This window comes from Streptomyces sp. NPDC015345 (assembly GCF_043078805.1).
GTDB lineage: Bacteria > Actinomycetota > Actinomycetes > Streptomycetales > Streptomycetaceae > Streptomyces.
In genome coordinates this window covers 534,409-554,888 of the sequence record NZ_JBIBTX010000001.1, presented here as the reverse complement: position 1 = coordinate 554,888, position 20,480 = coordinate 534,409, and the positions used below count along the sequence as shown (strand labels likewise).

Annotated in this window: 16 protein-coding genes; 8 read left to right on the top strand and 8 right to left on the bottom strand. The window is 71.6% G+C overall.

The genetic code is table 11. The features are described from left to right. Positions 1–790: 790 nt before the first annotated feature. Positions 791–1,672 carry a 3-methyl-2-oxobutanoate hydroxymethyltransferase gene (gene panB, locus ACF062_RS02575; RefSeq protein WP_223774280.1) on the bottom strand — a complete coding sequence of 294 codons (882 nt, stop codon included), beginning with the start codon at positions 1,670–1,672 and terminating at the stop codon, positions 791–793. Between the two features lie 161 nt (positions 1,673–1,833). Between panB and ACF062_RS02570 the strand changes: the two genes are divergently transcribed. The 4 genes from ACF062_RS02570 to ACF062_RS02555 all read left to right on the top strand — a co-directional run bounded on the left by ACF062_RS02570 (position 1,834) and on the right by ACF062_RS02555 (position 6,691). Next, the gene (locus ACF062_RS02570; RefSeq protein WP_392134702.1) at positions 1,834–3,432 is read left to right on the top strand and encodes an MFS transporter; all 1,599 of its coding nucleotides are present in this window, start codon (positions 1,834–1,836) and stop codon (positions 3,430–3,432) included. A gap of 111 nt (positions 3,433–3,543) precedes the next feature. Further along, complete coding sequence (locus ACF062_RS02565) at positions 3,544–4,095, top strand: TetR/AcrR family transcriptional regulator (protein WP_392134699.1); 552 nt, start codon at positions 3,544–3,546, stop codon at positions 4,093–4,095. A 199-nt stretch (positions 4,096–4,294) separates the two neighbouring features. Continuing rightward, entirely contained in the window at positions 4,295–5,323 is a 1,029-nt protein-coding gene (locus ACF062_RS02560) for an endonuclease/exonuclease/phosphatase family protein (protein WP_392134696.1), read from the top strand. Between the two features lie 150 nt (positions 5,324–5,473). Then, the gene (locus ACF062_RS02555) at positions 5,474–6,691 is read left to right on the top strand and encodes an MFS transporter (RefSeq protein WP_392134693.1); all 1,218 of its coding nucleotides are present in this window, start codon (positions 5,474–5,476) and stop codon (positions 6,689–6,691) included. A gap of 56 nt (positions 6,692–6,747) precedes the next feature. Here ACF062_RS02555 and ACF062_RS02550 read toward each other — a convergent pair whose 3' ends face one another. From ACF062_RS02550 to ACF062_RS02540, 3 genes are all read right to left on the bottom strand, one after another. Then, entirely contained in the window at positions 6,748–8,508 is a 1,761-nt protein-coding gene (locus ACF062_RS02550; RefSeq protein WP_392134690.1) for an NAD+ synthase, read from the bottom strand. 135 nt (positions 8,509–8,643) lie between these two features. Continuing rightward, on the bottom strand, positions 8,644–10,431 hold the full coding sequence (locus tag ACF062_RS02545; protein ID WP_392134687.1) for a multicopper oxidase family protein: 1,788 nt from the start codon (positions 10,429–10,431) through the stop codon (positions 8,644–8,646). A 123-nt stretch (positions 10,432–10,554) separates the two neighbouring features. Next, positions 10,555–11,067 carry a hypothetical protein gene (locus ACF062_RS02540; RefSeq protein ID WP_392134684.1) on the bottom strand — a complete coding sequence of 171 codons (513 nt, stop codon included), beginning with the start codon at positions 11,065–11,067 and terminating at the stop codon, positions 10,555–10,557. Between the two features lie 69 nt (positions 11,068–11,136). On the opposite strand from ACF062_RS02540, the gene ACF062_RS02535 reads away from it, so the two are divergent. The 3 genes from ACF062_RS02535 to ACF062_RS02525 are packed head-to-tail and all read left to right on the top strand — an operon-like array spanning position 11,137 to position 14,181. Then, on the top strand, positions 11,137–12,603 hold the full coding sequence (locus ACF062_RS02535; RefSeq protein ID WP_392134681.1) for an APC family permease: 1,467 nt from the start codon (positions 11,137–11,139) through the stop codon (positions 12,601–12,603). A 43-nt stretch (positions 12,604–12,646) separates the two neighbouring features. Continuing rightward, on the top strand, positions 12,647–13,387 hold the full coding sequence (locus tag ACF062_RS02530) for a DUF998 domain-containing protein (RefSeq protein WP_392134678.1): 741 nt from the start codon (positions 12,647–12,649) through the stop codon (positions 13,385–13,387). Then, positions 13,384–14,181 (top strand): alpha/beta fold hydrolase, encoded by a 798-nt coding sequence (locus tag ACF062_RS02525; protein WP_392134675.1) that lies wholly within the window; start codon positions 13,384–13,386, stop codon positions 14,179–14,181. The genes ACF062_RS02530 and ACF062_RS02525 overlap by 4 nt, the downstream gene beginning before the upstream one ends. Before the next feature lie 56 nt (positions 14,182–14,237). Here ACF062_RS02525 and ACF062_RS02520 read toward each other — a convergent pair whose 3' ends face one another. The 4 genes from ACF062_RS02520 to ACF062_RS02505 all read right to left on the bottom strand — a co-directional run bounded on the left by ACF062_RS02520 (position 14,238) and on the right by ACF062_RS02505 (position 18,871). Continuing rightward, the gene (locus tag ACF062_RS02520) at positions 14,238–15,296 is read right to left on the bottom strand and encodes a LacI family DNA-binding transcriptional regulator (protein WP_392134672.1); all 1,059 of its coding nucleotides are present in this window, start codon (positions 15,294–15,296) and stop codon (positions 14,238–14,240) included. 117 nt (positions 15,297–15,413) lie between these two features. Further along, positions 15,414–17,066 (bottom strand): extracellular solute-binding protein, encoded by a 1,653-nt coding sequence (locus ACF062_RS02515; RefSeq protein WP_392134669.1) that lies wholly within the window; start codon positions 17,064–17,066, stop codon positions 15,414–15,416. A gap of 33 nt (positions 17,067–17,099) precedes the next feature. Then, positions 17,100–17,963: a carbohydrate ABC transporter permease gene (locus ACF062_RS02510; RefSeq protein WP_392136450.1), complete on the bottom strand. Its 864-nt coding sequence runs from the start codon at positions 17,961–17,963 to the stop codon at positions 17,100–17,102. Positions 17,964–18,016: 53 nt separating this feature from the next. Then, positions 18,017–18,871: an ABC transporter permease subunit gene (locus ACF062_RS02505; protein WP_356577355.1), complete on the bottom strand. Its 855-nt coding sequence runs from the start codon at positions 18,869–18,871 to the stop codon at positions 18,017–18,019. Positions 18,872–19,230: 359 nt separating this feature from the next. On the opposite strand from ACF062_RS02505, the gene ACF062_RS02500 reads away from it, so the two are divergent. Further along, the gene (locus tag ACF062_RS02500; protein ID WP_392136446.1) at positions 19,231–20,202 is read left to right on the top strand and encodes a hydroxyacid dehydrogenase; all 972 of its coding nucleotides are present in this window, start codon (positions 19,231–19,233) and stop codon (positions 20,200–20,202) included. Positions 20,203–20,480 lie beyond the last annotated feature (278 nt).

The window sequence follows — 20,480 nt, the reverse complement described above, 5'->3', positions numbered from 1 at the left end:
CGACATCCTGCCGACAGGGTTTGTACGGGGGGATGTGGGCCGGGGGTATCCCCTGTCCCGCCGCTTCGCGCCGGATGTCTCCCTCCCGCCCGCCCGTTGCGCGGCGGCTGCCCCCTGTCCCGCCGCTTCGCGCCGGGTGTTTTCCCTCCCGCCCGCCCGTTGCTCGGCGGCTGCCTCCTGTGCCGTCGCTGCGCGCCGGGTGTTTCCCTCCCGCCCGCCCGTTGCTCGGCGGCTGCCTCCTGTCCCGCCGCTTCGCGCCGGGTGTTTTCCCTCCCACCCGCCCGTTGCTCGGCAGCTGCCCTCTGTCCCGCCGCTTCGCGCCGGGTGTTTTCCCTCCCACCCGCCCGTTGCTCGGCAGCTGCCCCCTGTCCCGTCGCTTCGCGCCGGGTGTTTCCCGCCCGCCCGTCCGTTGCTCGGCGGCTGTCCCCTGTGCCGTCGCTTCGCGCCGGGTGTTTCCCTCCCGCCCGCCCGTTGCTCGCCAGCCGCCCCCTGTCCCGCCGCTTCGCGCCGATCGTGGGTGTTCCTACAGTCCTGTCTCCGCCGCCGGGTAAACGGGTGGGTGGGTGGGAAAGCATCCGCCGCGCAGCGGCGGGACAGGACACAGCCGCCGGGACACCGACCCAAAGGGGCAGCTGCCGGGACCCCGGCTAAAGGGGCAGTCCGAGGGCACCGGGGGCGTCGGCAAAAGGGGGCAGCCCGTCGACGGGGGACTATCGACGGGCTGCCGTTGTACCGCGGTGGTCATGTGTACCGCCAGGCCGCGCAGCGACCCGCGGCCAGGGCCCCACGCCTAGTGGACCGCGTGCTCCGCCGCCGGGAACGCCCCGCCCACCACATCGTCGGCGAACGCCTTGGCCGCGTCGGTCATGACGCCCCGCAGGTCCGCGTACTGCTTGACGAACCGCGGCATCTTCCCGCCGGTGAGGCCCAGCATGTCCGTCCAGACCAGTACCTGCGCGTCGCACTCGGCGCCCGCCCCGATCCCGACGGTCGGGATGTGCAGGGAGCGGGTGACCTCGGCGGCGAGCTCCGCGGGGACCAGTTCGAGGACGACCGCGAACGCGCCGGCGTCCTGCGCGGCCTTGGCGTCGTTGAGCAGCCGGTGGGCCGCTTCGTCGCCGCGGCCCTGGACGCGGTAGCCCATGGTGTTCACGGACTGCGGGGTGAGTCCGAGGTGGGACATGACAGGGATGCCGGACTGGACCAGCAGCTCGGTCTGGGCCAGTGACCGCTCCCCGCCCTCCAGCTTGACCGCGCCGACGCCCGCCTCCTTCACCAGGCGGGTCGCCGAGCGCAGGGCCTGGACGGGGCCTTCCTGGTAGGAGCCGAACGGCAGGTCGCCGACGATCAGGGCACGCGAGGTGCCCCGCACGACCGCGGCCGACAGCATGGCCATCTGGTCGAGGGTGACGGGCACGGTGGTCTCGTACCCGAGGTGGCAGTTGCCCGCCGAGTCGCCGACGAGCATGACGGGGATGCCCGCCTCGTCGAAGACGGACGCGGTCATCGCGTCGTAGGCGGTGAGCATCGGCCATTTCTCGCCGCGCTCCTTGGCGGCGGTGATGTCGCGCACGGTGATGCGCCGGGTGCCCTTGCCGCCGTACAGCGCCTTGCTGCTGTCGGGGCTCGCGGGGGCTTCGGTGCTCTTCTGGGCAGCCGAGAGCTGCGTCATCGCAACGGCTCCTTCTGTCATCTCGAGGCGCCCTGACGGCGTCCCCGGATCACCTCCATGGTGGCACCAGGTGGCGCCCGGCGGCTAGGGGGCCCCGGGGCCGGGTAAATTCTTTCCAATACGAGACGGTCTCGTATCGAAACGGGTTTACGGTGGATCCCATGTCAACCTCTCCCTCGCCCACCCCTCCCCGCATACCGGAAGCCGTGCACCGGCGCCGCTGGGCGATCCTCGGCGTGCTCATGCTCAGCCTGCTGATCGTCGTCCTCGACAACTCGATCCTGAACGTCGCCATCAAGACGATCTCCACACCCGAACCCACCGGCATCGGCGCCACCCAGGGTGAGCTGGAGTGGGCGATCAACTCCTACACGCTGGTCTTCGCGGGCCTGCTCTTCACCGCCGGGCTGCTCGGCGACCGGCTCGGCCGCAAGAAGGTCCTGCTCGCGGGGCTCATCGTCTTCGGCATCGGATCGGCGTTCGCCGCACAGTCCGGCTCACCCGTCGAACTCATCGCGTTCCGCGCGGTGATGGGCCTCGGCGCGGCCTTCGTGATGCCGGCCACGCTCGCCGTCCTGATGAACGTCTTCGAGCGCGACGAGCAGCCCAAGGCCATCGGCATCTGGGCGGGCGGCGTCGGCCTCGCCATCGCCATCGGCCCGATCACCGGCGGTGTCCTGCTCGACCACTTCTGGTGGGGCTCGGTCTTCCTCATCAACGTACCGATCGTGATCGTCGCGGTGGCCCTCATGGTGTGGCTGGTGCCGGACTCGCGCGATCCGAAGCCGGGGCGCGTCGACCTCGTCGGCGTCGCGCTCTCCGTCGTCGGCCTCGTCCTGCTCGTCTACGGCATCATCAAGGGCGGTCAGCTCGCCGACTTCACGGACCCGGCCGTGCTCGGCACCGTCCTCGCGGGCCTCGCCGTCCTCGTCGTCTTCGTGCTGTACGAGAAGCGCTGCGACCACCCGTCCGTCGACATCTCGTACTTCAAGAACAAGGTGTTCTCGGCGGCGATCAGTGCCATCGCGCTCGTCTTCTTCGCGCTGATGGGCGTCACCTTCTTCTCGGTCTTCTACACCCAGAGCGTGCGCGGCTACTCGCCGCTCCAGACCGGCTTGCTGATGCTGCCGCTCGCCGTGGCCCAGCTCGTCTTCGCGCCGCGCGCCCGCCTGGTCGTCGACCGGTTCGGCGTACGGGCCGTGTGCACCGGCGGCCTGCTCCTGGTGATGGCGACCCTCGCGGCCTTCTCGTTCCTCGACGCGGATACGCCGATCTGGGTCCTGGAGGTCATCTTCTTCCTGATGGGCACCGGCATGGCGCACATCATGACGCCCACCAGTGTCGTGATCATGCAGGCCCTGCCGCGCGAGAAGGCCGGCTCGGCCTCCGCGCTCAGCAACACCTTCCGGCAGGTCGGCGGCGCGCTCGGCATCGCCGTCCTCGGCTCGGTGCTGTCCACCGCGTACCGCAACGGCGTCGAGGACAAACTGGCGCTGCTGCCCGCCGGCGCCCGGCACACCGCGGGCGAGTCCATCGAGGCGACCCTCGGCGTCGCGGCGAAGCTCGGTCCGCGGGGCGAGCCGCTCGTGACGGCCGCCAACGACTCGTTCCTGCACGCCATGCACGTCACGGCGCTGTGGGGCGCGGGCGTCGCCGCGATCGGCACGGTGGTCGTCTTCCTGTTCCTGCCGGGACGTACGCCGGCGGAGCCCGGCCCTCAGGAGCGGGAGGCCGAGCCGGTGGGTGTCGCCGGCCGTTGAGGGAGAATCGCCCCGGCAGCCGGCGCGGAGAGAGACGGAGACGACGTGGTCCACATCGCCAAGGGGGACGCACACGCGAAGGCCCCCCGGGGCCGTCCCCGGAGCGAGGCCGTGGAGCAGGCCATCATCGAAGGGGTGGTGCGGCTCCTGGAGGAGGGCGTGCCGCTCACCGAACTGTCCATCGAGCGCATCGCCCGGACCGCGGGCGTCGGCAAGGCCACCATCTACCGGCGCTGGGACGGCAAGGAGGCACTCTTCGTCGACGTGCTGCGCGTCTTCGAGGAGCCGGACCCCGAGCTGCCCGGCACCTCGATGCGCGACGACCTCGTCTGCCTCCTGGAGGGGCTGCGCAGGCGCGGCCTGAACATGCGTTCCTCGGCCCTGCTGCACAACGTCTTCGCGCAGATGAAGGCCCTGCCCAAACTCTGGGCGGCGTACCACACCACTGTCGTCGACCCCCGCCGCCGCGCCACCTACGAGGTGCTGCGGCGGGGCGTCGCGGACGGCGAGCTGCGTGCGGACGTGGACATCGAGATGGCCAACGACCTCATGGTCGGGCCGATGCTGGTGCGCACGGTCATGCGGCCCGACGCGCCGCTCGACGACGGCCTCGCCGAGCGGATCGTCGACACGGTCCTCGAAGGGCTGAGGCCGCAGGTCTGATGGCGCGGCGGGGCCGACGGGAGTATGCGGGTTTCGTCACAGCACCCGCTGTCCCGTGCTGTTCAGGAACCTGTCGCGCCGCCCCGATCGTCCTGGTGCCTGTACGGCCGTCGTGGACGGCAGGGACGACACCGTTCATCCCCTAGGGTTTCAGGGGCGGACCGACGGTGTGCACGGCAGGCAGTGAGGCGACGAGGGTATGGCGCAGGCGTATATGACGGAGACGGGCAGCGACGGCTCGGGGCCGGAGCGTCCCGAATCCCGGTTCCGGCGCCTGCTCGACGGCTGGCGCGGCGACCCGGGCATCTGGAAGCGCGGCCTGGTCACCGCGGGGGCCGCGGTGCTCATCGCGCTGGTGATGCTCTTCCACGCGCAGATCCCCAACAACGTCGGCAACCTCGGCAGCCTGACCGAGACGTTCCTGCCGTGGCTCGGCGTCTTCGTTCCGGTACTGCTGGTGATCGCGGTGGTCCGCAAGTCCGCCACCGCGCTGATCGCGCTGCTGCTGCCGGTGGTCATCTGGCTGAACTCGTTCGGCGGCCTGATCAGCGACAAGTCGGGCACCGGCGGCGATCTCACGGTCGCCACGCACAACGTCAACGCGGACAACGCCGACCCGACCGGCACCGCCCAGGACGTCGCCGCGTCCGGCGCCGACGTGATCGCCCTGGAGGAACTGACCGCCGACGCCGTCCCCACGTACGAGAGGGCGCTGTCGCGGCAGTACAAGTACCACGCGGTGGAGGGCACCGTCGGGCTGTGGAGCAAGTACCCCATCTCCGGCACGAGGCCCGTCGACATCAAGCTGGGCTGGGTCCGCGCGATGCGTACGACGGTCGAGACGCCCAAGGGTGACGTCGCCGTCTACGTCGCGCACCTGCCGTCCGTGCGCGTCAAGCTCGACGCGGGCTTCACCGCCAACCAGCGCGACAACAGCGCCGACGCGCTCGGCGAGGCGATCGCCGACGAGCAGCTCGGCAAGGTCGTCCTGCTCGGTGACCTCAACGGCACCATGAACGACCGCGCGCTGAACGCGGTCACCTCCCAGATGCGCTCCACCCAGGGTGCGGCGGGCAACGGCTTCGGCTTCAGCTGGCCCGCGTCGTTCCCGATGGCGCGCATCGACCAGATCATGGTCAAGGGCGTCGAGCCGGTCTCCTCCTGGACGCTCCCGGAGACGAGCAGCGACCACCTGCCGATCGCGGCGCGGGTGGACCTCTCCTCGTAACGTCCCGGTCGTTCGTTCTTGACCCCACGGAATACTGGGTACGCGAGACTTTGTTCCGTACGTAAACTTACGGATTCCCCCGCTCTTCCCCTCTCGCTTCTCCCTCTCGCTCTCTCGCTGTTCCCCCGCTTCCGTGGAAGGTACTTCTTCATGCCCCTGGCCCTGCTCGCCCTCGCCGTGGGCGCCTTCGGCATCGGCACGACCGAGTTCGTGATGATGGGCCTGTTGCCCAACGTCGCGGACGACCTGCACATATCCATCCCGACCGCCGGGCACCTCGTCTCCGCGTACGCGCTCGGCGTCGTCATCGGTGCCCCGCTGCTCGCCGCCGTCACCGCGAAGCTGCCGCGCCGCCGGGTCCTCATCGGCCTGATGGTGCTGTTCGTCGTCGGCAACGCCCTGTCCGCCGTGGCCCCCGACAACACGTCGCTGCTGGCCGCGCGCTTCCTGAGCGGACTGCCGCACGGCGCGTTCTTCGGCGTCGGCGCGGTCGTCGCCACGGGGCTCGTCGCCCCGGAGCGCAAGGCCCGCTCGGTCTCGCTCATGTTCCTCGGCCTGACCGTCGCCAACATCGTCGGCGTGCCGGTCGCCACCGCCATGGGGCAGCAGCTCGGCTGGCGCGCCACGTTCCTCGCGGTCAGCGCGATCGGCCTCGTCGCCATCGCCGCGCTCGCCCTGCTGGTCCCGGCCGACCATGGCCACGGCGACGCGGTGGGCCTGCGCGGCGAGCTGCGGGCGCTCGGCAGCGTCCCGGTGTGGTTGGCGCTCGGTACGACCGTCGCGGGCTTCGGCGCGCTCTTCGCGGCGTACAGCTACATCACGCCGATGCTGACGGACGCCGCGGGCTACGCCGAATCCAGCGTCACGTTGCTGCTGGCGCTGTTCGGCGTGGGCGCCACCGCGGGCAACCTCCTCGGCGGCCGGCTCGCGGACCACTCCCTGCGGGGAACGCTCTTCGGCGGCCTGATCGCGCTGGCCGCGGTCCTCGCCCTCTTCCCGCTGCTCATGAGCACCGGGTGGAGCGCGGCGCTCGCGGTCATGCTGCTCGGCATGGCGGCGTTCACCACGGGCTCGCCGCTCCAGCTGATGGTCATGGAGAAGGCGTCGGCGGCCCCGTCCCTGGCCTCATCCGCCAACCAGGCGGCGTTCAACCTCGCCAACGCGGGCGGCGCCTGGATCGGCGGCCTCGCCCTGGCGGCGGGCTTCGGCGTGACGTCACCGGCGGTGACGGGCGCGGTCCTCGCGGTCCTCGGCCTCGCGGTGGCCGCGGCGGCCTACGCGGTCGACCGCCGGGCCACGCCGCAGTCGACGCCGGCGCGCCTGGTCGCCACCGGCACGACACACCACCGGGAGCCGTCCCACCGCTGAGCGGTCCGGCGGCCGGTGGCGCGCCGTCGTCGACGCCTTCCCCGGGGCCGCCGGCCTCAGCCGGAGGCGGTCTCGCGCCAGCGGTTGGTGATGGGGAGGCGGCGGTCCTTGCCGAAGCCCTTCGCGGAGATCTTCGTGCCCGGCGGGTACTGGCGGCGTTTGTACTCCGCCGTGTCCACCATCCGCAGCGTCTTCGTGACCAGCTCCCGGTCGAAGCCCGCCGCCACGATCGCGTCGGCGCCCTGGTCCCGGTCGACGTAGAGCTCAAGGATGGCGTCGAGGACCGGATAGTCCGGCAGTGAGTCCGTGTCGACCTGGTCGGGGCGCAGCTCCGCGCTCGGCGGCTTGCTGATGGAGTTCTCCGGGATGGGCGGCGTCTGCCCACGCTCCTGCGCGGCGCGGTTGCGCCACTCCGCGAGCCGGAAGATCGACGTCTTGTAGACGTCCTTGATGGGGCCGTAGGCGCCCACGGAGTCGCCGTAGAGCGTGGAGTAGCCCACCGCCAGCTCGGACTTGTTGCCGGGCGCGAGCACGATGTGGCCCTCCTGGTTGGAGATCGCCATCAGCATCGTGCCGCGCAGGCGCGACTGGAGGTTCTCCTCGGCGAGCCCGGTCAGCCCGAGCGAGCCCATGTACGCGTCGAACATCGGGGCGATCGGCACCGTGCGGAAGTTGAGCCCCGTGCGGCGCGCCAGCTCCTCCGCGTCGCCGATGGAGTGCTCGGACGAGTAACGGGACGGCATGGCCACCCCGTACACGTTCCGCGCGCCCAGCGCGTCGCACGCGATGGCGGCGGTGAGCGCCGAGTCGATGCCGCCGGACAGCCCGATCAGGACGCTGCTGAAGCCGTTCTTCGCGGCGTACGCCCGCAGGCCCACGACCAGCGCCGAGTACACCTCCTCGTCGTCGTCCAGCCGCTCGGCGTACCCGCCGGTGAGCTCCGCCTCGTACGCGGGCAGGGGCTCCTCGGAGACCGTGACGTGCTCGATGCGCAGCCCGTCGTCGACGACGCCGGACGGCGGCACGGGGGCGGCGGCGGGCAGCTCCAAGTCCAGGACCACGCAGCCCTCGGCGAACTGCGGGGCGCGCGCGACGACTTCGCCGTCCTTGTCGACGACGATCGAGTCGCCGTCGAAGACCAGCTCGTCCTGCCCGCCGATCATCGCGAGGTACGCGGTGGTGCAGCCGGCCTCCTGCGCCCGCTTGCGCACGAGCTCCAGCCGCTGGTCGTCCTTGTTCTGCTCGTACGGCGAGGCGTTGATGGAGAGCAGCAGGCCGGCCCCCGCGCTGCGGGTGGCGGGCACGCGGCCGCCGTCCTGCCAGAGGTCCTCGCAGATGGCGAGGGCGACGTCGACGCCGTGCACCCGCAGGACCGGCAGGGTCTCGCCCGGCACGAAGTAACGGAACTCGTCGAACACGCCGTAGTTGGGCAGGTGGTGCTTGGAGAACGTCAGCACGACCTCGCCCCGGTGCAGCACGGCGCCGGCGTTGCGCGGTGCGCCCGCGGGCTGGCCGTAGCGGGGCTTGGCCTCCTCGGTGCGGTCGAGATAGCCGACGACGACGGGCAACTCCCCGAAGCCCTCGTCCCGCAGCCGGGCGGCGAGCGCGTGCAGCGCGTCCCGCGAGGCCTGGACGAAGGACGACCGCAGGGCGAGGTCCTCCACGGGATACCCGGTCAGCGCCATCTCGGGAAACGCGACGAGATGCGCCCCCTGCTCGGCGGAGTGCCGGGTCCAGTGGACGATCGCCTCGGCGTTCCCGGCGAGATCGCCGACGGTGGAGTCGATCTGGTTCAGGGCGAGACGTAGTTGAGGCACGCGCCCAGTGTAATCGTCAGAGCGACGCGATGCCTGCGGGGCCTGGGGCCGCCCCACCCAGGACAGCGGTGGTCCGGGTGGGGTGCCCCTTGTCTCTGGCCCGCCCTGCCTCCGGGCCCATGGCCGGGGGCGCCGTCAGGCGCGGTAACCGAGCACCGTCATCATCCCCGCCTCCGAGTGGTACACGTTGTGGCAGTGGACCATCCACAGGCCCGGGTTGTCCGCCTCGAAGTCCACCGTCAGCGTGCCGTTCGGCAGGATGATCGCGGTGTCCTTGCGGGGGCCGTTCGCCGCGTTCGTCAGGGCGAAGGTGTGGCCGTGGAGGTGTACGGGGTGCCACATCGAGGTGGAGTTGGCGAAGGCCAGGCGGACCCGCTCGCCCGCGCGCAGCGGATGGCGCCGGTCGGGGGCGTAGGGCTTCTTGTCGAAGGCCCAGTCGTACTTCGCCATGCCACCCGTCAGGCGGAGCCTGATCGTGCGGTCCGGCTTGCGGGACGGCAGGGCGACGGACTCGGCCGCCCGCAGTTCGTCCGCGGTCAGGAGGCGGCCCGTCAGCTCCTTGGGGCGGGCCGACGCGGACGGCGCGGCCCCGCCGCCCGAGCGCAGCACCGCGAGCGCCGCCGCCTTCTTGCCCTCGGCCACCGCGGTCAGCGGGAAGGCGCCGTCCTTGGCGGTGACCAGGACGTCGTACCGCTCGCCCATGCCGAGCAGCAGCGCGTCCGTCTTCGCGTGCTCCACGGGGAAGCCGTCGGTGTGCGTCACCGTCATCTCGTGGCCGCCGAGCGCCACGCGGAAGGCCGTGTCACCACCGGCGTTGATGATCCGCAGGCGGATGCGGTCGCCGGGGCGGGCGCGGAACTGCGAGGGGGCCTCCGCCGTACGCCCGTTGATCAGGTAGTGCGGGTACGCGACGTCGCCCGCGTCGCCCCCGAGGAGGTCGCTCTTGGCGCCCATCATCATCCGCGAGGGCCGGGAGGTCCGCTTCGGCTTCGGGGAGGGCTCGGTCCGCGCCGCCGCGTGCGACATGCCGCCGTGGCCGCCGTGGTCCATGCCGCCCTCGTCGGCGCCGCCGCCCCCGCTTCCGCCCATGTCGTGGCCGGCCATGCCCTTGCTCAGCTCCGCGAGCACGCCGTCCGGGGTCGAGCCGTCCACTCCGTCGACCCAGTCGTCGAGGACGACCACCCACTCCTTGTCGTACTTCAGCGGCTCCTTCGGGTCCTCGACGATCAAAGGCGCGTACAGCCCGCGGTCCTGCTGGGTGCCGGAGTGCGGATGGAACCAGTACGTCCCCGGGTCCGGCACCGTGAAGCGGTAGGCGAAGTCCGCCCCGGGCTTGATGTCCCGCTGGGTGAGGCCGGGGACGCCGTCCATGTCGTTGCGCAGGGCGATGCCGTGCCAGTGCAGGGACGTGGCCTCGGGGAGGTGGTTGGCGAGGGTGAGCGCGAGGGTGTCGCCCGCGGTGACGCGGACCTCCTTGCCGGGCAGCCCGTCCCCATACGCCCAGGTGCGGACCTCGCGGCCGCCGAGGTCGAGCCGGGTCTCCATGGCCATCAGCTTCACTTCGCGGACCCGGCCGCCCCGGTCCCGCTTCTTCTCGGCGGCGGCGACCTCGGCGCCCGCCGGGTCCACATAGCCCCCGGGGCCGGACCCGCCGCTCCCACTGTGGCCTCCGCCATGGCCGCCGCCCGCGTCCGAGCCGGAACAGGCCGTCAGGATGCCCGCCCCGGCGACGACGGCCGCAGCCGTGGCCGTGGCACCGAGCAGAACCCGGCGGGAGGGAGCGCGCCGCGGCTCCGCGTGCTGGTGGGGCCGGTGGTGCTCAGGCCGCTGGTGGCGCTCAGAGTGCTTGTCGTGCGCGGGACGCTTGTCGTGCGTGGCGTGCATGTCGTGCTTGTCGTGCTTGTCGTGCATCGTCGGTGACACCTCGTCATGGTGGCGCGTGCGAATGGGCGCATCCGCTGCTTCTGGTGCACCGCTCGACACCCATGGGTTCCCACCGGAACCGCACGAGTTCTCCGGGCAGCGCGAAGCAGCCGGTGCGCCGGCCTAGATGCGCAGCACCGACAGACGGGAGAGCAGGACACGCGGCGGGGGCGCCTCGGGCCGCGGGGCACTCGGGCGCCCGACCGCGGGGGCACGGGCGAGCGTCCCGCCGGGCCGCGACAGCCCCGTCCGCACCAGCAGTACGAGCGTGAAGGCTCCCAGCACCGCCAGGCAGACGGAGAGCGGATCCATCCCCATGCCCGCCGCCCCGTCCCGCGAGGGCGACTGCGGCTGCGACTGTGACCGCGACTCCAGCGTTGAGGCCGAGACGGGCGCCGGATCAGGGGCGGACACGGCCGCATGGCCGACGCCGTGCCCCATGGCCTCGGCCCCGTGACCGCCACCGCGAGCAGCCGCAGCCGCAGCCGCGTGCGACGTATGCCCGCCCGACGTATGCCCGCCCGAGGAATGCTCCCCCGAGGGATGCCCCAACGTATGCATGGTGACGATCCCGAGGAGCAGCGCGGCGAGCAGCAGCCACTGCCCGTACCCCGTGCGGTTCCTCGTCCTCGCCATGGGGGCACCCTACCCCCACCGGGTATGGGGCGACATGCGGGCTCCGGCCCCTGCGTCGATCATGAACGCATGACGACTACGGACGAACCGGAGCAGACCGGAGCCGGCACCCTCCCGGAGCCGGACCCCGCGATCCCACGGCAGTTCATCTCCTGGGTGACGCTCGCCTTCATGACCACCGCGTCCGTGGCCAGCCTCCGCCCTTCCCCCTCGATGGCCATCTACGGACTCGCGGCGGTCTTCCTCTACCTGCTGCCCGCCGTGGTCTTCCTGCTCCCCACCGCCCTCGTCGGCGCCGAACTCGCCTCCGGGTGGCCGGGCGGCATCTACCGGTGGGTGAGCGAGGCGCTCGGCAAACCCCTGGGGTTCGTCGCCGTGTGGTGCCAGTTCGCCATGACCATCGCGTACTACCCGAGCCTGCTTGCCTACGTCGCCTCGACGTTCGCCTACGTCGTCCACCCCAGCCTCGCCGAGAACGGCCTCTACGTGGCGATCGTCATCGTCGTCATCTACTGGACGGGCGTGTGGATCACCTGCCGGGGCACCAGGACCGTCGCCGGGCTCTCCTCCCTCGGGCTGATCATCGGCACCCTCGTCCCCGGCGTCGTACTCGTCGCCCTCGGCATCGTCTTCCTGGGGCAGGGCAACCCCTCCGCCGCGCCGATGAGCGCCGACCACTGGCTGCCGCCCTGGACCGGGCTCGCCAGCCTGGTCCTCATCGTCAACAACTTCCTCTCCTACGCGGGCATGGAGATGAACGGCGTCCACGTGTCGTCGCTGCGCCACCCCCGGGCCGAGTACCCGCGGTCGATCTTCCTGGCCACCGGCCTCGTCCTGCTGATCTTCATCCTTCCGGCCCTCGCCATCAGCTGGGTCATGCCGTCCGGGGACCTCAGCCTCACGGCCGGCCTGATGCAGGCCTTCCAGGCGTTCTTCGACCACTTCCACATCGGCTGGATGACGAAGGTCGTCGGCGTCATGCTCGTCATGGCGGCGCTCGGCGGCATGCTCACGTGGCTCGCGGGGCCCGCCAAGGGGCTCGTCGCGCTGTCCCGGCAGGAGGGCTATCTGCCGCCCGTCCTGCAGAAGTTCAACAAGGCGGGCGTACCGCGGAACATCATGGTCGCCCAGGGCGTCGTCACCACCCTGATCGGCGTCATGTACGCCTTCAGTGACGACGTGTCGAGTGCCTACTGGATGTTCTCGGTCATCACCGTGCAGATCTATCTCATCGCCTACCTGCTGATGTTCGTGGCCGTCGTACGGCTCCGGAAGTCGCAGCCGCACGTGCCGCGCGGCTTCGTGGTCCCCGCCGTGACCGTCGTCGCGGGCGTCGGGTTCGTCGCGTCGGTGCTCGCGCTCGCCATCGGATTCGTGCCGCCCGACCAGTTCGGCGAGGGGCCGCTGTGGCGCTATCTGCTGATCGTCGGCGGGGGCCTGCTCGCCCTCGGCGTGCTGGCGCCCGCCGCCTTCCTCAAGTTCCGCAAACCGGGGTGGATCCACCCGGACCACCGGCCCTCGCGACCGGCGGCCTAGCATGGGCCCTCCGAGCTTCCCCTCCACGACGGCGGACGCCCCCATGCCCGCACGGCCGACACGGCGGCAGGCCGGCGGCCCACGGCGGCCCCGCCTCGCCCTCCCGGGCCTCCTCCTGCTCGGCGCGCTCCTGTACACCACCTGGGCGATCGAGGCGTTCCTGCCGACCGGCCTGGCGCCCCTCCAGACGTACGTCAGTGAACTCGCCGCCGAGGACCAGCCATACGGCACGTTCTTCCGCACCGCGGACCTGCTGGCGGGGCTCCTCGTCCTCGCGGCGGCGGTGGGCGCGCTGCTGTGGCTGCCGCGCCGGGGATGGACCACGGCGGGCTGGGCCGGGCTCGCGCTGTACGGGGCGGCCACCGCGGCCGACTCCCGGCTGCCGCTGAGCTGCGCGCCGACCGCCGACGCCGCGTGCGCCGCGCGGGAGGCGGCGGGCACCGTCCCCTGGACGCACTCCGCGCACGCCTTCAGCAGCGCCCTCGCGATCGGCGGGGCGCTGCTCGGCATGGTGCTGCTCACCGTCGCGGCACGGCGCGGCGCGGGGACGTGGCCCGCGCTCGCCCGCACCGGGCCCGCCCTGGTCGTCCTCGAACTGGCCGCCACCGCGTGGACGCTGGCCTCCGTCGCCGCGTTCGAGGCGGGGCGCGGGACATGGGGGCTCGGGGTCGGGCAGCGGCTCCAGGTGCTGTTCATCGCGGTCTGGACCGTGGTCCTCGCCTGGTCCCTGGCGGCCGCCGCGTCCTCGGCGCCGCCCTCGTCCTCCACCGAGCGGCGCGGATGACCTTCGTACGCATTGGCGGAGTGCCGCACCACGTAGCGGTGACCGGGAGCGGGCCGGTGTGTGTGCTGAGCGCCGGGCTCGGGCTCGGCTGGTTCGACTGGGACCCGGTGGTGCCGCTGCTCGCGCCGCACCGGACCGTCGTCCGCTTCGACCGCCCCGGGCTCGGACTGAGCGGGCACGCGCGCGTGGCGCCCACGTTGCGGGGCGAGGCGGAGCGGATCCTGCGGGTGCTGGACGCGGTGGGCCTCGGCGGGGAGCGGGCGACGGTGGTGGGGCACTCGCTCGCCGGGTTCCACGCGGAGGCGTTCACGCGGCTTCATCCGGGGCGCACGGCCGGGCTCGTCCTCGTCGACTCCAGTGTCGAGGAGCGGCCACGGGTGCGGGTACCTCGCGGGGCGCGGGTGGCGGGCACGCGCGCGTGCGGGGCGTTGCTGTGTGCGGCGGGGGTGCCGCGCGCCGTGGGGCCCACGCTGCGGAGGCTGACGGCGCCGACGCCGTGGGCGCGGGTGTACGGGACCGGGCGGGTGTGGCGGGCGGCGCTCATGGAGTACGTGACGTATGGCGACGCGGCGGTGGAACTGGCTCGGCTGCGGGTGGCCGTGCCGTTGCCCGTCGGGGTGCCGGTGACGGTGCTCGCGGCCTACGCGGAGGGTTCGGGGGAGTGGCTGGGACGTCAGCGGGGGCTGGCCGCACGTCTCGGCGGGACCTTCCGGGTGGCCGTGCCCGCGGGGCACCTGGTGATGCGGGACCGTCCTGCGGACGTGGCGGCGGCGATCCTCGGAGCGCGCCCCTGAAAGGAGCGCGGGGAACTGCGCGCTCGGCCCCCACGGCCCGCAGCAGCACACACCACTCAGCCCCCGGCGGCCCCCCGAACCGCCCGCACACTCTCCCGGATCACGATATGCGTGCCCAGCAGATGGCGTTCCTGGCCCGTGCGCGGGGCGCCGGACAGGGCGCGGCGAACCGCGGTGCGGCCCATCTCCTCGGCCGGGATGTGGACGGTCGTCAGACCAGGGGTGATGTCCCCGGCCACGGGGTCGTCGTTGTAGCCGACCACCGACATGTCCTGCGGCACCCGCAGCCCGTACTCCCGCAACGCGATGATCGCCGCCGCCGCGGCCCGGTCGTCCCCCGCGAAGACCGCCGTGAAGTCCGGTTTCCCGTCCGCCCGCGCCAGCAGGTCCCGCATCGCCCGGTAGCCGAAGTTCTGCCCGAAGCCGACGCCGTGGAGCAGCGCCTCGTCGCGCGGCACCCCGTGGTCGGCGAGCGCCCGGAGGTAACCGGCGAGGCGGTCCTCACCGGTGGTGTTCCCCGGCTGATAGCCGATCAGCGCGATCCGCCGGTGGCCTGCGCCCAGAAGGTGGCTGGTGACGGCGTGGGCGCCCGCTTCGTTGTCGTACTCGACGACCAGCGCGGGCACGTCGGGCGCCGGTGCGGGACGGCCGCACAGGACGAGCCGGGAGCCCGCCGCCGCGAGGACCTCGGCGTAGCGTGCCATCCGCTGCCGGTACTCGTCGTCCTGCGTGACGCCGCCGACGAGCACCACGGCCTCGGCGGCCTGTTCCCGCATCATCTGGACGAGGGCCAGCTCGCGCGCCGGGTCGCTGCCCGTGGAGGAGACCAGCGTGAGGCGGCCGTGCTGGGCGGCCTCCATCTCCACACCCTGCGCGACCTGCGCGTAGAAGGCGCCCACCACGTCGAGCATGAGCACCGCGATCGTCTTGCGTCCGGCGCCCGCCAACGCGCGCGCGTGCGCGTTGGCGACGTAGTCCAGGTCCTTGACCGCCCGCAGCACCTTGGCGCGCGACGCCGTGGACGTCGGGTAGTTGCCCGCCAGGACCCGCGAGACGGTCGCTACCGAGACGCCCGCGCGCGCGGCCACGTCACGGATGGTGACCCGCTCTCCCATGTGTCTCCCTCACTCGGCAACCACAGCGGCCCGAGGCGCAGTTGTCCCCCGGCGACCCCGCCCCGGACCCGTCGCCCCGGACCCGTCGGACCCATCATCCCGCGCCCCGCCGCCGGCTCAGTGCGCGGCCTCGTACTCCTTCAGGAACTCCTCGGCGGAGCGCTCGCCGCCCTGGGACCGCCACTTCTTGTAGATGCCGTCCCAGTCGGAGAGTTTCTTGCGCCCCGCGACGACCGCCGTGACACCGTCGGTGATGATCTGGTCCATCGTGGCGCTCTGCCGGTTGTACGTCTCCGACATCAGGCCCCAGTGGTCGTCGGGCACCAGCAGCGGGACGACCTTCTTCTGCCAGGCGTGCAGCCGCTTCGTGAGGTCGGGAAAGCCCGGGTAGTACAGCGGCTGGGGCGCGTCCATGAGGTACGGGAAGGGCAGGTTGGTCCGCGAGTCGACGAGGCCCAGCTCGGTGGCGACCGGATCGCCCGCCCTGTCGTACCGGAAGTGGGTGCCCTCGACTCCGTAGTGCATCAGCTCGTACTCCTTGGTGCCGAACGGCGAGGCGAGCCAGTTCAGTACGCGCAGCATCAGCTTGACGCGCTCCTTGGAGGCCTTCTTGATGACGGTGTAGCCGAAACAGCCGCGGTTCTGCTGGTAGACGGGGGTGACCCCGTCCACCGCGTACGGCTCGGCGACGTCGAGCGTGAACTCCCCCTTGATGCCCTGGGCGTTGGAGACGACGGCGCCCCAGCCGTCCGTCATCGAGCGGACCGTCCCGTTGTGGAACTGCGTCTTCAGGTCGACCTGGGAGATCGAGGTGGCGTCGGGGTTGTACGAGCCGTCCTGGCGCAGCCCGGCCATGTACTCCAGGGCGGCCTTGAACGCGTCGGTGCCGTACATGTCGGTGGCCTTGCCGTCCTTGATCCGCCACTGGTTGGGCGCGCCGTGCCACATCGCGTGGTAGAGGTACCCGAAGAAGCCCACCGTGGACGCGCCGAGGCCGAACCGCTTGTCCTGGGTCGCCTCCTCGGCCATCGCGCGGAAGTCGGGGGCGGACATGCCGGGCCGGTAACCGGCCTCGTCGAAGGCCTCACGGTTGATGAACATGGCGCCGTGCACCTTGGCACGCTCGACCGGCAGTCCGTAGATGCGCCCGGCGATGCGGCCCATGCCCTCCCAGGCGTACGTCGGGATGTTGGCGAGGTTGGGGTAGTCCTTGACGGCGTCGCCGGACAGGTGCTCGCTCAGGTCGGCGCAGCGGGCCTTCACGAACTGCGACTCCCTCGGCAGCACGTACCCGCCTCCGAAGTTGATCATGTCTGGGAGGTCATCGCCCGACATCAGCGTGGACATCTTGGGGCGGAAGTCCGCGTCCGGCACGACGGTGAACTCGATCTCCACGCCCAGGGCCTCGTTCACCGCCTGCCAGTACTTATTGCGGCCGACGGGCTTCGGCGGGGTGCCGTAGGTGATGGTCATGACCCGGATCTTCTGCTTGCCGTCGCCCGGCTTCTCGCTCACGGCACGGACGAGCTTCTCGGGGTACTTCGTGTACCCGGCCTGGACACCCTCCTTGGTCGGCGCCAGGTCGGGGGAGGGGCCGTCGGCCGGCGTGTACGCGGGCCAGGGCACCGCCTTCTTGCCCGCGTTGGAGACGGCGCCACCGCCGCCGGAGCCGGTCGAGCAGGCGGTGAGGACGGACGGGGCGGCCAGGGCGGCGCCGCCGACGGCTATGGAGCGCAGCAGGGTGCGCCGTGACATCGGGGATCCGGACACGTGAAGGCCCTTCTGGACGATGAGCGGGAATGCTCAGCTCTTGATGGCGCCGGTGAGCACGCCCTTGGTGAAGTACTTCTGGAGGAAGGGGTAGACGACCAGGATCGGCACCGTGGCGATCACCAGGACGGCCATCTGCGTCGTCTGCGGGGCGGAGACCATGCCGGCCTCGCTCAGGCCCGTGTCGGCGATCTGCGAGCCGCCGATGACGTACGTACGGAGCACCTGGGAGAGCGGCCAGTGGTCCGACTCCATGTAGATCGAGGCATGGAACCAGGCGTTCCAATAGCTCACGGCGTAGAAGAGGGAGACCACGGCGAGGGCCGCCTTGGAGAGCGGGAGCACGATCCGCCACAGGATGTGCCAGTCACCCGCGCCGTCGAGCCTGGCCGCCTCGTACAGCTCCTCGGGGATGCCCTGGAAGAAGCCGCGCAGCACGATCAGATTGAAGACGTTGATGAGTACGGGGGCGATGAGCGCGGCATAGGTGTCCATCATCCCCATGCCTTTGACCAGCAAGAACGCGGGGATCATGCCGGGCGGGAAGAGGAAGGTGAAGAGGATGAGCAGCAGGACGGGCCTGCCGCCGAAGACACCGGGGCGGGCGAGGGCGTAGGCGAGGAAGGTGGTGCACGCGAGGGAGAACAGCGTGCCCACGACGGTGAGGCCCACGCTCACGCCCAGCGCCTTGGTGACGATGCCGCCGCTCAGGATGGTGCGGTAGGCGCGCAGCGTCGGGTCGCTCGGCCACAGCACCCAGCCGCCGTTGTCCACGACCTCGCGGTTGGAGGCCAGCGACGTCGAGACGATGACGAGGAAGGGGATCAGGACCAGCCCGAGCACGATCACGACCGCCACGGCCTTGGCGGCCTTGGTCGCGAACCGGGGCTTCTCCATCCAGGCGGGCCGCGTGCTCTGGCCGGCACTCACCTGAGTCTTCAGGATGCTGCTCACTTATAGACCCCCTGCTCGCCGAGCCGGTGGGCGACGCGGTTGGCGGCGAAGACGAGCGCCGCGCCGACGACGCCCTTGAACAGGCCAGCGGCCGCCGCGTATCCGGTGTCGCCGCCGACGATGCCCTGCCAGAACACGAAGGTGTCGAGCACCTCACCGACCTCAGGGCCGACCGACTGGCGTTGCAGCAGCATCTGTTCGAAGCCGACGGAGAGGATGTCGCCGAGCCGCATGATCAGCAGCAGGATGATGATGGGCCGGATGCCGGGCAGCGTGACGTGCCAGAAGCGGCGCCAGGGACCGGCCCCGTCGATCGCCGATGCCTCGTACAACTGCTCGTCGACCTGCATGAGCGCGGCGAGGAAGATGATGGTCCCCCATCCGGCGTCCTTCCAGATCACCTCGAACACGACGAGCGGCTTGTACGCGTCCGGGTTGCCGATGATGTCGACGGTGTGCAGCCCGGAGTCGCTCAGGAAGGTGTTCAACAGGCCGGTGTCGCTGAGCACTTGCTGGAAGAGGGCGACCACGACGACCCATGACAGGAAGTGCGGCAGATAGATCACGGACTGCGTGAAGCGGCGCAGCAGGTCCGAGGTCAGGCTGTGCAGGAGCAGGGCGAGAGCGAGTGGTGCCGGGAAGAAGAAGACGAGCTGGAGCACGGCGATGAACAGGGTGTTCCAGGTCGCGCGCCAGAAGTCCGGGTCGCCGAACATCCGCTCGAAATTCGCGGTGCCGACCCAGGGGCTGGCCCACAGGCCGTCGAAGGGGACGTACTCCTTGAAGGCCACCGCGTTGGCGATGAAGGCGCCGTAGTGGAAGACCAGGAAGTACACCAGTCCCGGCACCATGAGCAGGACCAGGAAGCGGGTGCGCCGAAACCGTTTCCACAGCTCGTCGTGGACTGGTTCGTCTCCGCTTGACCCGCTGACACGCCTGCCGGGCGGCTTCACCGCCGCGGTTTCCGCCCCGTCCTTCGTCACCGTGGGCACGGCAACCCCTCCGTCGTCGGAATAAGGTGCCCGGAATCTAAAGCGGTTACTGCGCTCGGTCAACCCCCTTGGCCCAGCGATGCCTTGACCTCGCTCTCGAATTAGTCCTAGCCTCCAGACGCTGGTGAGTAACCGGTTACTACGAGGGACGGTCACGCGTGGCAGATCAGGCACAGCAGGCGGAGCGGGCCGGCGGACCGCCGATCACGGCCCTGGCGATGGGCGCCGAGGTCGCGGCCCGGGCCTTCCCTCCGGACCTACGTGAACGGCTGAGTTCCCATGTGGAGTTGGTGCCCGGAGTGCTGACCGGTCCGCTCACCGGACCTGCGGCGCGGGCGGTGCTCGCCGGGGCGGAGATCCTGGTCACGGGCTGGGAGTGCCCGCCGCTGACCCCCGAGGTCCTGGCGTACGCGCCGCGTCTGCGGGCGGTCGTGCACGCGGCGGGGTCGGTCAAGGCGATGGTGACGGAGGCGGTGTGGGAGCGCGGCATCGTCGTCTCCTCGGCGGCGGATGCCAACGCGGATCCTGTGGTGGCCTTCACCCTGGCGGCGATCACGTTCGCGGCGAAGGGGGCGTTGCGGGCGGCCGCCGGGTACGTGGACGGGTGGCCGTCGTTCGCCGAGCGCGCCGGGGCCGACGGGTGCACCGTCGGTGTCGTCGGGGCGTCCCGCATCGGGCGGCGCGTGATCGCTGCGCTGGGGGCCTGCGACGCGGGGTATCGCGTGCTGCTCACGGACCCTTACGTGACGCCCGCCGAGGCTGCGTCGCTCGGCGTGGAACTGGCCCCGCTCCCCGAACTGTGCGCCCGCAGCACCGTCGTCACGGTGCACGCGCCGCAACTCCCCGAGACCCGTGGCCTCTTGAGCGAGGCCATGCTGAAGCTGATCCCGGACGGCGGGTCCGTCATCAACACGGCCCGCGGCTCACTCGTCGACACGGAGGCGTTGGCGCGGGAGTGCGGGGCGGGGCGCCTCGACGCGTTCCTGGACGTCACGGATCCCGAGCCGCTGCCCGCGGGGCATGTCCTGCTGCGGCTCCCGAACGTCCTCGTCACGCCGCATATCGCGGGGGCGCAGGGGAGTGAGGTGCGGCGGCTCGGCGAGTACGCGGTCGCCGAGGTCGAACGGTACGTGGCCGGAGTGCCACTCCGCGGCCGCCTCCTCCGCAAGGACCTGCGGCGCGTGGCCTAGCGGCGGTGCGGTGGCCCGGCCATGCGGTGCCCGCGCACGCCACGGGGCGCGGCCCAGCGGGCGCCGTGGTCCGGCCATGCGGTGCCTGCGCACGCTACGGGGCGCGGCCCAGCGGGTGCCGTGGTCCGAGCCATGCGGTGCCCGCGCACGCCCCTGACCGCACCGCAAGGACATCTCCCACCCAACCCGCCCGTCACCCAGCGGCGGCGCAGCCCCGTAGGAGCCTCGGCGCGGTGGCTCCGGTCCGCAGCCGTGATCGAGACCCGAGGGGACGTGGC

Excerpts from the sequence above, each read along its gene's own strand:
- panB (WP_223774280.1), bottom strand. The coding sequence starts at position 1,672 with ATGACGCAGCTCTCGGCTGCCCAGAAGAGCACCGAAGCCCCCGCGAGC.
- ACF062_RS02570 (WP_392134702.1), top strand. The coding sequence starts at position 1,834 with ATGTCAACCTCTCCCTCGCCCACCCCTCCCCGCATACCGGAAGCCGTG.
- ACF062_RS02560 (WP_392134696.1), top strand. The coding sequence starts at position 4,295 with ATGGCGCAGGCGTATATGACGGAGACGGGCAGCGACGGCTCGGGGCCG.
- ACF062_RS02555 (WP_392134693.1), top strand. The coding sequence starts at position 5,474 with ATGCCCCTGGCCCTGCTCGCCCTCGCCGTGGGCGCCTTCGGCATCGGC.
- ACF062_RS02540 (WP_392134684.1), bottom strand. The coding sequence starts at position 11,067 with ATGGCGAGGACGAGGAACCGCACGGGGTACGGGCAGTGGCTGCTGCTC.
- ACF062_RS02535 (WP_392134681.1), top strand. The coding sequence starts at position 11,137 with ATGACGACTACGGACGAACCGGAGCAGACCGGAGCCGGCACCCTCCCG.
- ACF062_RS02530 (WP_392134678.1), top strand. The coding sequence starts at position 12,647 with ATGCCCGCACGGCCGACACGGCGGCAGGCCGGCGGCCCACGGCGGCCC.
- ACF062_RS02525 (WP_392134675.1), top strand. The coding sequence starts at position 13,384 with ATGACCTTCGTACGCATTGGCGGAGTGCCGCACCACGTAGCGGTGACC.
- ACF062_RS02520 (WP_392134672.1), bottom strand. The coding sequence starts at position 15,296 with ATGGGAGAGCGGGTCACCATCCGTGACGTGGCCGCGCGCGCGGGCGTC.
- ACF062_RS02510 (WP_392136450.1), bottom strand. The coding sequence starts at position 17,963 with ATGGAGAAGCCCCGGTTCGCGACCAAGGCCGCCAAGGCCGTGGCGGTC.
- ACF062_RS02505 (WP_356577355.1), bottom strand. The coding sequence starts at position 18,871 with ATGGTGCCGGGACTGGTGTACTTCCTGGTCTTCCACTACGGCGCCTTC.
- ACF062_RS02500 (WP_392136446.1), top strand. The coding sequence starts at position 19,231 with ATGGGCGCCGAGGTCGCGGCCCGGGCCTTCCCTCCGGACCTACGTGAA.